Origin of the sequence: Mesorhizobium sp. M2A.F.Ca.ET.042.01.1.1, assembly GCF_003997405.1 — a bacterium.
In the GTDB taxonomy this organism is placed as follows: Bacteria; Pseudomonadota; Alphaproteobacteria; order Rhizobiales; family Rhizobiaceae; genus Mesorhizobium.
On sequence record NZ_RZRX01000023.1, the window covers coordinates 1 to 13,070 of the forward strand.

A 13,070-nucleotide genomic window follows, 5' to 3' on the forward strand; every position below is an offset into this window, starting at 1 on the left:
CCAAGCGGCTTCGCCGGATAAAAGCTGGTCGAGCCGACATGGCCGAAGGCGCCGCACATCTTGGCGTCGGCGGAACCGCCCATCGACTGCGCGGCGTCCTCGATCACCAGGAGGTTCTCGCGCTTGGCGATCGCCATGATCGCCTCATAGTCGGCGGCAAGGCCGAACAGGTCGACCGGGATGATCGCCTTCGGCTTGAGGCGGCCTTCCTTCTTGATCATCTCGATCGCCGCTTCGAGGCTGGCGATGTCGATGTTGTAGCTGTCAGGGTCGACGTCGACGAAGACCGGCTCGGCCTTGGCCAGCGCCACCACTTCGGCGGTCGCGGCGAAGGTGAAGCTCGGCACGAACACCGCGTCGCCCGGGCCGATGCCGGCGGCAAACAGCGGCAGGAGCAGCGCATCGGTGCCGTTGGCGCAGGCGACGACATGCTTGACGCCGATATAGGCAGCGAGCTTGTTCTCGAATTCGGTGACCTGCGGCCCGAGGATATAGCGGCCGTCCTCGACGACGTGGTCGATCGCGGCCTTCAGCCGGTCGCGGATACGTTCGCGCTGCGCGCCAAGATCGATGAACTGCATGTCGGCCTCGAATGCCAATAAAATCGGCCCGCTGGTATCAGACTTGGCGCGGTTGAGAAAGCCGACCACGGCGAGGGCGAATTGCCCATGTGTCGCAGCCTGTTACCGCTTTTGCCGGCGCAATGCCCGAAAAGGCCGGAAATCCATGCTTTGCGAGGCGCTTGCGGCTTCACTTGTCGCGGCGCCCCGTCGCCGGAAACATAAAGTGATCGGCCGGGAAGGGCGGTCCGGCGGCCGATCAGGCGATTTCGTGCCGCCATGGCGGGTTGGCGCCGGCCCGCGACACCGTTACCGCCGCCGCTCTGGCGCCGAGTTCCAGCGCCTTGCGGATGGCGTCTTCGGACAGGCTGCCGACCGCCGCCTTGGTGAGCAGGCCCTGCTCATGCAGCGAAGCGAGGATGCCCGCATTGAAGGTGTCACCGGCGCCGACCGTATCGACCACCTTCACCTTCTGCGGCATGACTGTGACCTTGTGCGCCTTGCTGTAGCCGACGGCACCTTCGCTGCCATGGGTGACGACGATCAGCTTTGGACCGCGATCCAGCCAGTTGCGCACGACATCCTCATGCGAGCCGGCCTCGTCGAACCATTTGAGGTCCTCGTCGGAGAGTTTGACGATGTCCGCCATCGCCATCATCTCGCGGATGCGCCGCAGGTGCTTGGCCTTGTCCGGGATGAAATTCGGCCGGATGTTGGGATCGAGCATCATCACGCGGCTTTCGTGCTCGCGCCGCATGAACTCCTCATAGGCCGATCCGGCAGGCTCCGAGATCAGGCTGATGGCGCCGAACAGCATCGCCTCGATCTCGGCGCCGAGCTTCGGCAGGTCCTCGATGGTCAGCATGCGCCCGGCGGTGTTCTCGTCATAGAAGGTGTAGGTCGCCTGGCCGTTGGTGAGCCGCACGAAGGCGAGCGTCGTCGGACGAGGGGACGTGTGCGCATAGGTGGAGCTCACCTTGCTGGCGCCGAGCGCGTCGCGGAACTGGCCGCCGAACAGGTCGGAGGAGAGGCCGGAGAAGAAGCCGGCCGGGGCGCCCAGCCGTCCAAGCGCGATCGCCGAATTGAACACCGCGCCGCCGACATAAGGTGCAAAGGCCGCTTCGCCTTCCGTCGTGATGCGCGGCAGCATGTCGATCAGGGCTTCGCCACAGCAAAGGATCATGTCGTCTTGGTCTCCGGCGGATCAATCACGCCCTTGCGGATGATGATGTTGGCAAAGAGCCTGGGTTCGCTGGTCGCCACGATCGCATGCGCGGCCTTGACGCGTGCATAGAAGTCGGGTCCGGCCAGCGCAACCACCTTGTGGCCCGGCGCGCGTCTGGCGCAAACCGCTTCCATCTCGCGATGCACGGGATCGGCCAGCGCCGGGTCGCCCTGCACCGAGGCGCGGAACAGCGCTTCCGGCACCGCCTTATCCACCGGCAGCACGCTGAGCACGGCGTCGAGGACGGGGATAACCTGGTGGCCGTCGGCGCGGATCAGCCGCCGCGCCTGTTCCTCGGCCGGATAATTGCCGTCGACGATCGCGATCTCGTCGCCATGGCCCATCGCCCTGAGCGTCGCCAGGAACTGCGGCCCGAGCAGCGAGGGGATGCCGATCAGCATGGTCAGGCGCCTCCGGTCGTGTTCGGTCTGACCAGGAAACGCTCGGAAAGCGGCAGGCTGGCGCCGCCCAGCGCCCGCGCATGGATGCCAACGGTGCCCTCGCGCACGAAGGGCAGCTTCAGTCCCTCGGCATCGATGCCGGAGATGGCTTGCCGGATCGCCTCGACAAGACGGCGCCGCACATCGAGCGGCATCCAGCCGTCGATCACCGCCGCTTCGAAATCGATGACCGACGAAGCCGCAACGATGGCATAGGCAAGCGCGCGCGAGGCGCTGACGATCCACTCGTCGAGCTCGGGGCCGATGTCGCCCCATTCCTGCGGCGAGGTCCAAAGATAGGAGCCGTCGATGCCCTTGGCGGAAAGCGCCTTCTCGAGCATTGCAATCGAGGCGACGTCGATGAGCTGCGTCGGCTTGCCGTCCGGCCCCGGCACCGGCATCGATCCGAGCGCGCCGGCGTTCCCCTTCGGCCCGCTGTAAAGGCGCCCGTTGAGCACGATGCCGCCGCCGGCAAAGGCGCCGATGTAGAAATAGACGAAGTCGCGCGCCGCGCCCGCCTGGCCGAAGACAAGCTCGGCGCCGCAGGCCGAAGTCGCGTCGTTCTGCAGGTAGACGGGGAACTCGCACTGCGCCTGGATGTCGGCGCGTATGTCGCGATGGCGCCATTCGTCCATGACGTCGCGCGGCGCGCCGGCCGTGTCGGCCCAGTTCCATAGCTCGAACGGCATGGCGATGCCGAGCCCGGCGATGCGCTTGTCCTGCGCCGGCGTCAGCTCGGCGCGCATCGTCTTGATGCCGGCAGTGACGAATTCGACGGTCTCGCGCGGCGCGGGATAGCGGTAGGAATGCTGCAGCATGGCGCGCACATTGCCGAGAAAGTCGATCAGCACCAGCTCGGCGCTGCGGCGACCGATCTTGAGGCCGATGAAAAAAGCGCCTTCCGGATTGAGCGCCATCGGGATCGAAGGTTGGCCGATCTTGCCGCGCAGCGGCGCCTGGCGCACCAGCAGCTTGTCTTCCTCGAGCTCGCGCATGATCACCGACACCGTCTGCGCCGACAGCCCGGTCATGCGCGCGATATCGGATTTGGCCAGGCTGCCGTGCTGGCGCACCAGGGACAGCACCAACCGTTCATTGTGGTCGCGCATGCCGCTTTGGTTGGTGCCGCGATGCAGCCGACTCTCCAAAGCCTCGGGCGAACCGTGCCTCGCAATGCCGGTCTCCACCCTGTTCCTCCCGTGTGTTTCCCCGCGATGCTTTTCGTTCAGAATGAGTGAACGACGCAAGAGTGTCAATAATAAATAAGAGTGATTTAATTATTGACAGCCGTTCTGTCCTGGTGTTTTTTGAGATGTGTCCACGCTGGGAAAAAAGGTGGATGCGCTTGGGACGCCGGGTGGCCGGTGTCCGCAACAGTTCCATTGGGAGGAAAATCGTGACCAAGAAATCACTGCTGAAGTCTACCGTGTTTGCCGCCGCAGGCTTGGGCCTGATGGCGTTCGCTTCGTCGGCATCGGCCGCCGGCGTTGGCGCCTGCCTGATCACCAAGACCGACACCAACCCCTTCTTCGTCAAGATGAAGGAGGGCGCGACCGCCAAGGCCAAGGAACTCGGCGTCGACCTCAAGACCTATGCCGGCAAGATCGACGGCGACAGCGAAAGCCAGGTGGCGGCGATCGAAAGCTGCATCGCTGACGGCGCCAAGGGCATCCTGATTACCGCGTCCGACACCAAGGGCATCGTGCCGACGGTGAAGAAGGCGCGTGACGCCGGCCTGCTGGTCATCGCGCTCGACACGCCGCTCGATCCGATCGATGCCGCCGACGCCACCTTCGCCACCGACAACCTCGAAGCCGGCAAGCTGATCGGCGCCTGGGCCGCCGCCACGCTTGGCGACAAGGCTAAGGACGCCAAGATCGGCTTCCTCGACCTCACCCCCTCGCAGCCGACCGTCGACGTCCTGCGCGACCAGGGCTTCATGATGGGCTATGGCATCGACGTGAAGGACCCCAACAAGATCGGCGACGAGGACGATCCGCGCATCGTCGGCCATGACGTCACCAACGGCAACGAGGAAGGCGGCCGCAAGGCGATGGAGAACCTTCTCCAGAAGGACAACACCATCAACGTCATCCACACGATCAACGAGCCCGCCGCCGTCGGCGCCTATCAGGCGCTCAAGGCCGTCGGTCTCGAAAAGCAGGTGCTGATCGTCTCTGTCGACGGCGGTTGCCCGGGCGTGAAGTCGGTCACCGAAGGCGTGATTGGCGCCACCTCGCAGCAATATCCGCTGCAGATGGCCGCGCTCGGCATCGAGGCCATCGCCAATTACGCCAAGGACGGCACCAAGCCGAAGCCGACCGAAGGCAAGAACTTCTTCGACACCGGCGTCAACCTCGTGACCGACAAGCCGGCCAACGGCGTGAAGTCCATCGACACCAAGGAAGGCCTCGCCAAGTGCTGGGGCTGATGCCCGCCTGAGCGCACAAACCTCGCGGCTGGGGGCTTGATCCCCGGCCGCATCGGGTGGACGATGCATTTTCGTAAGCGCTGATAAGCCCGGCGACAGACCGGAATGCGTAAACGCGGCACGGAGCCATGACGAAGTTCCGTGAGACGGGAGGAGATATGTCCCAAATCCAGGAATTCGAGAAGGTTCTCTCGGGCAGCGATACCAACGTCGCTGCCTTCGAGGAGCACGGCAAATCGTTTGTGAAGCGCGCCCAGCATTTCCTGCATTCCACGCCGGCGGCGGTGCCGCTGATCGTGCTGGTGCTGTCGATCATCATCTTCGGCGTCGCCATCGGCGGCCGCTTCTTTTCGTCCTACACGTTGACGCTGATCCTGCAGCAGATCGCCATCGTCGGTATCCTGGGCGCCGCCCAGACGCTGGTCATCCTGACCGCCGGCATCGACCTTTCGATCGGCGTGATCATGGTGATCTCGGCCGTGATCATGGGCAACTGCGCCATCACCTACGGCATGCCGACCATCCTGGCCGTGCTGCTCGGGCTCGCGGCCGGCGCGGCCTGCGGCCTGCTCAACGGCCTGCTCGTCGCCTACATGAAGCTGCCGCCCTTCATCGTCACGCTCGGCACCTGGAACATCGTCATGGCGACGAATTTCATCTATTCCGCCAATGAGACGATCCGCGATGCCGACGTCGACGCCCAGGCGCCGCTGCTGCACTTCTTCGCCCTGAGCTTCAGGGTCGGTTCGGCCGTGCTGACGGCCGGCGTCATCGCCATGGTGCTGCTGGTGATGCTGCTCTGGTATGTGCTGAACCACACCGCCTGGGGGCGCCATGTCTATGCCGTCGGCGACGACCCCGAGGCGGCCAAGCTTTCCGGCATCCAGACCAAGAAGGTGCTGATGGCCGTCTACACGCTAGCCGGCCTGATCGCCGCCTTCGCTGCCTGGGTCTCGATCGGCCGCAACGGCTCGATCTCGCCGTCCGCAGCCGTCACCGACTACAATCTGCAGGCCATCACCGCCACGGTGATCGGCGGCATCTCGCTCTTTGGCGGCCGCGGCTCGATCCTCGGCACGCTTTTCGGCGCCATGATCGTCGGCGTCGTCTCGATGGGTCTCAACATGCTGGGCGCCGATCCGCAATGGAAAGTCCTGCTCACCGGCGTGCTGATCATCGGCGCCGTCGCGGTCGACCAGTGGATCAGAAAGGTTTCGGTGTAATCATGACCCAGCAGCCTGTTCTTACCGCGCGCGGTCTCACCAAGCGCTACGGCCGCGTGACGGCGCTCAACAACTGCGACTTCGATCTCTATCCGGGCGAGATCCTGGCGGTGATCGGCGACAACGGCGCCGGCAAGTCGACGCTGATCAAGGCGATCTCCGGTGCGGTGATCCCTGACGAGGGGACGATCGAGCTCGACGGCAAGCAAGTTCTGTTCCGCTCGCCCATCGAGGCGCGCGAGGCCGGCATCGAGACCGTCTATCAGAACCTCGCTCTGTCGCCGGCGCTTTCGATTGCCGACAACATGTTCCTTGGCCGCGAGATCCGCAAGCCAGGCCCGCTCGGCAGCTGGTTCCGCATGCTCGACCGCCCGGCGATGGAAAAGCGCGCCCGCGACAAGCTCACCGAGCTCGGCCTGATGACCATCCAGAACATCAGCCAGGCGGTGGAGACGCTTTCCGGCGGCCAGCGCCAGGGCGTGGCGGTGGCGCGCGCCGCCGCCTTCGGCTCGAAAGTGGTGATCATGGACGAACCGACCGCGGCGCTCGGCGTCAAGGAGAGCCGGCGCGTGCTGGAGCTGATCCTCGACGTCAAGAAGCGTGGCCTGCCGATCGTGCTCATCTCGCACAACATGCCGCATGTCTTCGAGGTGGCCGATCGCATCCACATCCACCGGCTCGGCCGTCGGCTCTGCGTCGTCGATCCCAAGCAGATTTCGATGTCGGACGCCGTCGCGCTCATGACCGGCGCCAAGAAGCCGCCGGAGGATGCGCTGGCGGCTTGATCTCCAGGACAGGTCAATTGCAGCAGGCAGGCCGTCGGCTCGATCACTTAATCGATTGAACGCATGCTGCAATGCGATAGGATGGGCTGGGAGAAACGGCGAAAGCCGGTATGATCAGGCCAACTGAACGAGAGGCGATATGACATCCGCCATGACGATCGAAGCCCCTGTCCTCGACCATCCCGATCCCAAGACGCTTGCCGAAGAAGTCCTGATGTCGCTCAAATATCGGGTCGGCAAGGACACCACCGTCGCCACGCCCTATGACTGGCTGACCGCCTCGATCAAGGTGGTGCGCGACCGCATCGTCGACCACTGGATCCAGGCGACCAAGGAAGCCTACGACCAGCAGGAAAAGCGGGTCTATTACCTGTCGCTCGAATTCCTGATCGGCCGCCTGATGCGCGATGCCTTCTCCAATCTCGGTTTGATGGAGAACATGCGCGAGGCGCTGTCCTCGCTCGGCGTCGATCTCGACCTGATCGCCGGCCTCGAGCCGGACGCAGCACTTGGCAATGGCGGTCTCGGCCGTCTCGCCGCCTGCTTCATGGAAAGTATGGCGACCGTCGATATCCCCGCCCACGGTTACGGCATCCGCTACGCCAACGGCATGTTCCGCCAGGAAATCCAGGGCGGCTGGCAGGTCGAGCTGCCGGAGACCTGGCTCGACCACGGCAATCCCTGGGAGTTCGAGCGGCGCGAACGCTCCTTCGAGGTCGGCTTCGGCGGCTCGGTGGAATCGATCACCACAAAGGACGGTCGGTTGGAGCGCCATGTCTGGAAGCCGACCGAGCACGTGCTTGCCGTCGCCTACGACACGCCGGTGGCCGGCTGGCGCGCCAGGCGCGTCAACACGCTGAGGCTTTGGTCCGGCATGCCGATCGACCCGATCCTGCTCGACAAGTTCAATGCCGGCGACCATATCGGCGCGCTGGCCGAAAGCAACAAGGCCGACGCGCTGTCGCGTGTGCTCTATCCGGCCGATTCCCACGTGGCCGGCCAGGAGCTTAGGCTCAGGCAGGAATATTTCTTCTCGACCGCCTCGCTGCAGGACATCGTCCAGCGGCATTTGAGCCAGTATGGCGACCTGAAGTCCTTGCCCGACAAGGCGGCGATCCACCTCAACGACACGCATCCCGCGGTCGCGGTGCCGGAGCTGATGCGGCTGCTGATGGACGTCCATGGCATGGATTTCGACCTTGCCTGGGACATCACGAAGCGCACCTTCGGCTACACCAACCACACGCTGCTGCCCGAGGCACTGGAAAGCTGGCCGGTGCCGCTGTTCGAGCGGCTTTTGCCGCGCCACATGCAGATCGTCTACGCCATCAATGCGCAGGTGCTGCTGGAGGCGCGGGCCACCGGAAAATTCTCGGGCGACCAGATCGCACGCATCTCGCTGATCCAGGAAAATGGCGACCGCCGCGTGCGCATGGGCAACCTGGCCTTTGTCGGCTCGCATTCAATCAACGGCGTCTCGGCGCTGCACACCGAGCTGATGAAGGAGACGGTGTTCGCCGATCTCCACAAGCTCTATCCCGACCGCATCAACAACAAGACCAACGGCATCACGCCCCGCCGCTGGCTGATCCAGTGCAATCCCGGCCTCACCGCGCTCGCCCGCGAGGCGATCGGCGACCGCTTCATGGACGACATCGAGGCGATCAAAGGCCTCGACCCCTTGGCCGACGATGCCGCGTTCCGCGAGAAATTCGCCGCCGTGAAGCGGCAGAACAAGGCGCGGCTCGCCAACCTCGTCGCCGACCGTCTCGGCATCAGGCTCGACCCGTCGGCGCTGTTCGACATCCAGGTCAAGCGCATCCACGAATACAAGCGCCAGCTGCTCAACATTCTTGAGGCGATCGCGCTCTACGACCAGATCCGTTCGCATCCCGAGCGGGACTGGATGCCGCGCGTGAAGTTCTTCGGCGGCAAGGCGGCGCCGAGCTACCACAACGCCAAGCTGATCATCAAACTGGCCAACGACGTCGCGAAGGTCATCAACGGCGATCCGTCGGTGCGCGGCCTGCTGAAGGTCGTGTTCGTGCCGAACTACAATGTCAGCCTGGCCGAGGTGATGATGCCGGCCGCCGACCTCTCCGAGCAAATCTCGACCGCCGGCATGGAGGCGTCGGGAACCGGCAACATGAAGTTCGCGCTGAACGGCGCGCTGACCATCGGCACGCTCGACGGCGCCAATGTCGAGATCAAGGAACATGTCGGCGACGACAACATCTTCATCTTCGGCCTCACCACCGCCGAAGTCGCCGAGCGGCGCAACAATGGCTACAATCCGCGTGAAGTGATCGAGGCCTCGCCCGAGCTGTCGCAGGCGGTGTCCGCCATTTCCTCCGGCGTCTTCTCGCCCGACGATCCCGGCCGCTATCGCGACCTGATGAACGGCCTCTACCAGAGCGACTGGTTCATGGTGGCGGCCGACTTCGATTCCTACGCCGCCTGCCAGCGCGAGGTCGACGCCGTCTGGCGCAACAGCCCCGACTGGCACGCGCGCGCCATCCGCAACGTCGCCCGCGTCGGCTGGTTCTCGTCCGACCGCACGATCCGCCAATATGCGAAAGACATCTGGAACGTGCCCGTCTGATATGATTGCATGAGCCACCAGGAATGTGGCCCCGGTGCATGCCGCCCAAATCACGGCATGCACCAAGACTAAGTTAGTGCATGCCGCCCAAAAGTGCGTAGCGGTTTTGGGATCGCGACATGCGCCAAGACAAAGAACGGCGCGTGCCGCACCAAGGCATGCGCCAGAACAAGATGCCCGGGGAGGGCGACCGCTTGATGAGGAAGCCGCGCGCGACCGCTGCGACAAGCGGGCCGGACGGACTGGCGCCAGCCGGCGATGTCGCGGCGATTGTCGCCGGGACGCATGGCGATCCTTTCGCGGTGCTGGGCGTGCAGGAGGCCGGCAAGGGCTTCGTCGCCCGCTGCTTCGTGCCTAACGCCGAGTTCGTCACCGCCTATACGCTGACCGGCAAGGAGGCCGGCGAGCTCTCGCGCCGCGACGATGCCGGCTTCTTCGAGGGCAAGGTCTCGATCCGCAAGCGCCAGCCGCTTCGCTATCACGCCAGGAATGCCGGCGGCGACTGGTGGCTGACCGATCCCTATTCCTTCGGCCCGGTTCTGGGACCGATGGACGACTATTACATGGCCGAGGGCTCGCATCTGAGGCTCTTCGATAAGCTCGGCGCCCACATAATCGATCATGAGGGCGCCACCGGCGTGCATTTCGCCGTCTGGGCGCCCAATGCCAGGCGCGTCTCCGTGGTCGGCGCCTTCAACGACTGGGACGGCCGCCGCCACACCATGCGCGACCGCAAGGACACCGGCATCTGGGAATTGTTCATCCCCGATCTCGCCGCCGGCCAGCCCTACAAGTTCGAGATCATCGGACCGGACGGCGTGCGCCTGCCGCTCAAGGCCGACCCGTTCGCCTTCGAATCGGAACTGCGCCCGGCGACCGCCTCGGTGACGGCGCCGCCGATGGCGCATCAGTGGGGCGACGAGGCGCATCGCGGCTACTGGCGCAAGGCCGATCCCCGGCGCGAGGCGATCTCAATCTACGAGGTCCATGCCGGCTCCTGGCAGCGCCGCGACGACGGAACGTTCCTCTCCTGGGACGAGCTCGCCGCGCGGCTGATCCCTTACGTCGTCGACACCGGCTTCACGCATATCGAGTTCCTGCCGATCTCGGAGCACCCTTACGACCCGTCCTGGGGCTACCAGACCACGGGCCTTTACGCGCCGACGGCCCGTTTTGGCGACCCCGACGGCTTCGCCCGCTTCGTCGACGGCGCGCATCGCGCCGGCATCGGCGTCATCCTCGACTGGGTGCCGGCGCATTTCCCGGTCGACGAGCACGGGCTGGTGCAATTCGACGGTACCGCGCTTTACGAGCATGCCGATCCGCGCCAGGGCTTTCACCCGGATTGGAACACCGCGATCTACAATTTCGGCCGCCGCGAGGTGGTGTCGTTACTCGTCAACAACGCGCTGTTCTGGGCCGAGAAATACCATGTCGACGGATTGCGCGTCGATGCGGTCGCCTCGATGCTCTACCTCGATTATTCGCGCAAGGCGGGCGAATGGATCCCCAACGAGAAGGGCGGGCGCGAGAACCTGCAGGCCGTCAGCTTCCTGCAGAAGATGAACAAGGAGCTCTACGGCCACCACCCCGGCGTGATGACGATCGCCGAGGAATCGACCTCATGGCCGAAAGTGTCGCGTCCCGTGCATGAGGGCGGGCTCGGCTTCGGCTTCAAGTGGAATATGGGCTTCATGCATGACACGCTGGAATACCTTTCCAAGGAGCCGATCTTCCGCAAGCACCACCACAACGACATCACCTTCGGCCTGGTCTACGCTTTCTCCGAAAACTTCGTGCTGCCGCTCTCGCATGACGAGGTCGTGCACGGCAAAGGCACGCTGCTCCACAAGATGGCCGGCGACGACTGGCAGAAGTTCGCCACGTTGCGCGCCTATTACGCCTTCATGTGGGGCTATCCCGGCAAGAAGCTCCTGTTCATGGGCCAGGAATTCGCCCAGCGCCGCGAGTGGAGCGAGGCGCGCGCGCTCGACTGGAACCTGCTCGAATTCGCGCCGCATCGCGGCGTCTGGCAGACCGTGCGCGACCTGAACTACCTCTACCGTTCGCGCCCGGCGCTGCATGCGCGCGACTGCGAGCCGGAGGGCTTTTCCTGGCTGATCGTCGACGACCGCGACAATTCGGTCTTCGCCTGGCTGCGCAGCGCGCCGGACGGCAACCCGGTCGCCGTCATCTCCAATTTCACGCCGGTGCCGCGCGAGAACTATCGCGTGCCGCTGCCGAGGGCGGGAAAGTGGCGCGAAATCATCAATACGGACGCCGCCGACTATGGCGGCTCCGGCATGGGCAATGGCGGCGCGGTCAAGGCGAGCGGGGAAGGGGGCGGCGTATCGGCGACGATGCTTCTGCCGCCGCTGTCGACGATCATGCTGGAATTCGTCGCGGACTGAAGCAGATGATATCTCACCTTGCTAAGATTTCGGTCCGGGCAGGTTATTTGGGAGGGTAACAAAATGGCAGAGATCAAAAGAACCCAGCCGCTGGCGCGCGACGCCATGGCCTATGTGCTGGCCGGCGGCCGCGGCAGCCGTCTCAAGGAACTGACCGACCGGCGCGCCAAACCCGCCGTCTATTTCGGCGGCAAGACGCGCATCATCGATTTCGCGCTGTCCAATGCGCTGAACTCCGGCATCCGCCGCCTCGGCGTCGCCACCCAGTACAAGGCGCATTCGCTGATCCGCCACCTGCAGCGCGGCTGGAACTTCCTGCGGCCAGAGCGAAACGAAAGCTTCGACATCCTGCCGGCGTCGCAGCGCGTTTCGGAAACGCAATGGTATGAAGGCACGGCCGACGCCGTCTACCAGAACATCGACATCATCGAGGCCTATGGGCCGGAATACATGGTCATCCTCGCCGGCGACCACATCTACAAGATGGACTACGAGCTGATGCTGCGCCAGCATGTCGATGCCGGCGCCGACGTCACCGTCGGCTGCCTGGAGGTGCCGCGCCTGGAGGCGACCGGCTTCGGCGTCATGCATGTCGATGCCAAGGACAACATCATCGCCTTCGTCGAAAAGCCGGCCGATCCGCCGGGCATCCCGGACAAGCCGGAATTCGCGCTGGCATCAATGGGCATCTATGTCTTCAAGACCAAGTTCCTGATGGAGCAGCTGCGCCGCGACGCCGCCGAGCCCGGCTCCAGCCGCGACTTCGGCAAGGACATCATCCCCTATATCGTCCAGCACGGTAAGGCGATCGCCCACCGCTTCGCCAAATCCTGCGTGCGTTCCTCGCATGAGTCCGAGCCCTACTGGCGCGACGTCGGAACGGTCGATGCCTATTGGGAAGCTAATATCGACCTCACCGACGTCACGCCCGAGCTCGACCTCTACGACCGCGACTGGCCGATCTGGACCTATGCGGAATTGAAGCCGCCGGCAAAGTTCGTGCATGACGAGGACGGCCGCCGCGGCGAGGCGATCTCCTCGCTGGTGTCCGGCGACTGCATCGTCTCCGGCGCTTCGCTGCGTCGCAGCCTGATCTTCACCGGCGCGCGCATCAACTCCTATTCGAAGCTGGAGGAGGTTGTGATGCTGCCCGACGTGACTGTCGGCCGCAACGCGCGCCTCAGGCGCGTCGTCATCGACCATGGGGTGCAAATCCCCGAGGGGCTGGTGGTCGGCGAGGATGCGGCGCTCGACGCCAAGCGTTTTCGCGTATCTGAAAAGGGCATCTGCCTGATCACGCAGGACATGATCAACAAGCTGTCGACCCCGTAGGGTCGATCAAGCCGTCAACTTGCCGATCAAGCCTATCGGGTTGACGGCTTGATCAACAGAT

At 64.5% G+C, this 13,070-nt stretch carries 10 protein-coding genes; 6 read left to right on the forward strand and 4 right to left on the reverse strand.

Features of this window, described 5'->3' with window-relative positions; genetic code table 11:
- The 4 genes from EOA23_RS05715 to EOA23_RS05730 all read right to left on the reverse strand — a co-directional run.
- A partial coding sequence (locus tag EOA23_RS05715; RefSeq protein ID WP_145966403.1) for a DegT/DnrJ/EryC1/StrS aminotransferase family protein occupies positions 1-581 on the reverse strand: 581 nt, incomplete at its 3' end.
- A gap of 238 nt (positions 582-819) precedes the next feature.
- Positions 820-1,743 carry a carbohydrate kinase gene (locus tag EOA23_RS05720; protein WP_127303196.1) on the reverse strand — a complete coding sequence of 308 codons (924 nt, stop codon included), beginning with the start codon at positions 1,741-1,743 and terminating at the stop codon, positions 820-822.
- Positions 1,740-2,186 (reverse strand): RbsD/FucU domain-containing protein, encoded by a 447-nt coding sequence (locus EOA23_RS05725; RefSeq protein ID WP_127303197.1) that lies wholly within the window; start codon positions 2,184-2,186, stop codon positions 1,740-1,742. The genes EOA23_RS05720 and EOA23_RS05725 overlap by 4 nt, the downstream gene beginning before the upstream one ends.
- A gap of 2 nt (positions 2,187-2,188) precedes the next feature.
- Positions 2,189-3,412 carry an ROK family transcriptional regulator gene (locus tag EOA23_RS05730; RefSeq protein WP_127303198.1) on the reverse strand — a complete coding sequence of 408 codons (1,224 nt, stop codon included), beginning with the start codon at positions 3,410-3,412 and terminating at the stop codon, positions 2,189-2,191.
- A gap of 266 nt (positions 3,413-3,678) precedes the next feature.
- Here EOA23_RS05730 and EOA23_RS05735 point away from each other — a divergent pair, with 266 nt between their 5' ends.
- The 6 genes from EOA23_RS05735 (at position 3,679) to glgC (ending at position 13,009) form a co-directional block, all read left to right on the forward strand.
- Positions 3,679-4,656: a sugar ABC transporter substrate-binding protein gene (locus EOA23_RS05735; protein WP_042642090.1), complete on the forward strand. Its 978-nt coding sequence runs from the start codon at positions 3,679-3,681 to the stop codon at positions 4,654-4,656.
- 158 nt (positions 4,657-4,814) lie between these two features.
- Positions 4,815-5,879: an ABC transporter permease gene (locus EOA23_RS05740; protein WP_041005280.1), complete on the forward strand. Its 1,065-nt coding sequence runs from the start codon at positions 4,815-4,817 to the stop codon at positions 5,877-5,879.
- Positions 5,880-5,881: 2 nt separating this feature from the next.
- On the forward strand, positions 5,882-6,664 hold the full coding sequence (locus tag EOA23_RS05745; RefSeq protein WP_126062034.1) for an ATP-binding cassette domain-containing protein: 783 nt from the start codon (positions 5,882-5,884) through the stop codon (positions 6,662-6,664).
- 139 nt (positions 6,665-6,803) lie between these two features.
- Positions 6,804-9,266, forward strand: a complete 2,463-nt coding sequence (locus EOA23_RS05750; RefSeq protein ID WP_127303199.1) for a glycogen/starch/alpha-glucan phosphorylase — start codon at positions 6,804-6,806, stop codon at positions 9,264-9,266.
- A gap of 197 nt (positions 9,267-9,463) precedes the next feature.
- Positions 9,464-11,677 carry a 1,4-alpha-glucan branching protein GlgB gene (gene glgB / locus EOA23_RS05755; RefSeq protein WP_127303217.1) on the forward strand — a complete coding sequence of 738 codons (2,214 nt, stop codon included), beginning with the start codon at positions 9,464-9,466 and terminating at the stop codon, positions 11,675-11,677.
- Positions 11,678-11,740: 63 nt separating this feature from the next.
- Positions 11,741-13,009 carry a glucose-1-phosphate adenylyltransferase gene (gene glgC, locus EOA23_RS05760; RefSeq protein ID WP_127303200.1) on the forward strand — a complete coding sequence of 423 codons (1,269 nt, stop codon included), beginning with the start codon at positions 11,741-11,743 and terminating at the stop codon, positions 13,007-13,009.
- Positions 13,010-13,070 lie beyond the last annotated feature (61 nt).

What these genes read in the sequence shown, in the direction of transcription:
- EOA23_RS05750 (WP_127303199.1), top strand. Translation starts at nt 6,804, where the DNA reads ATGACATCCGCCATGACGATCGAAGCCCCTGTCCTCGACCATCCCGAT.
- EOA23_RS05740 (WP_041005280.1), top strand. Translation starts at nt 4,815, where the DNA reads ATGTCCCAAATCCAGGAATTCGAGAAGGTTCTCTCGGGCAGCGATACC.
- EOA23_RS05735 (WP_042642090.1), top strand. Translation starts at nt 3,679, where the DNA reads ATGGCGTTCGCTTCGTCGGCATCGGCCGCCGGCGTTGGCGCCTGCCTG.
- glgB (WP_127303217.1), top strand. Translation starts at nt 9,464, where the DNA reads ATGAGGAAGCCGCGCGCGACCGCTGCGACAAGCGGGCCGGACGGACTG.
- EOA23_RS05725 (WP_127303197.1), bottom strand. Translation starts at nt 2,186, where the DNA reads ATGCTGATCGGCATCCCCTCGCTGCTCGGGCCGCAGTTCCTGGCGACG.
- EOA23_RS05720 (WP_127303196.1), bottom strand. Translation starts at nt 1,743, where the DNA reads ATGATCCTTTGCTGTGGCGAAGCCCTGATCGACATGCTGCCGCGCATC.
- EOA23_RS05745 (WP_126062034.1), top strand. Translation starts at nt 5,882, where the DNA reads ATGACCCAGCAGCCTGTTCTTACCGCGCGCGGTCTCACCAAGCGCTAC.
- glgC (WP_127303200.1), top strand. Translation starts at nt 11,741, where the DNA reads ATGGCAGAGATCAAAAGAACCCAGCCGCTGGCGCGCGACGCCATGGCC.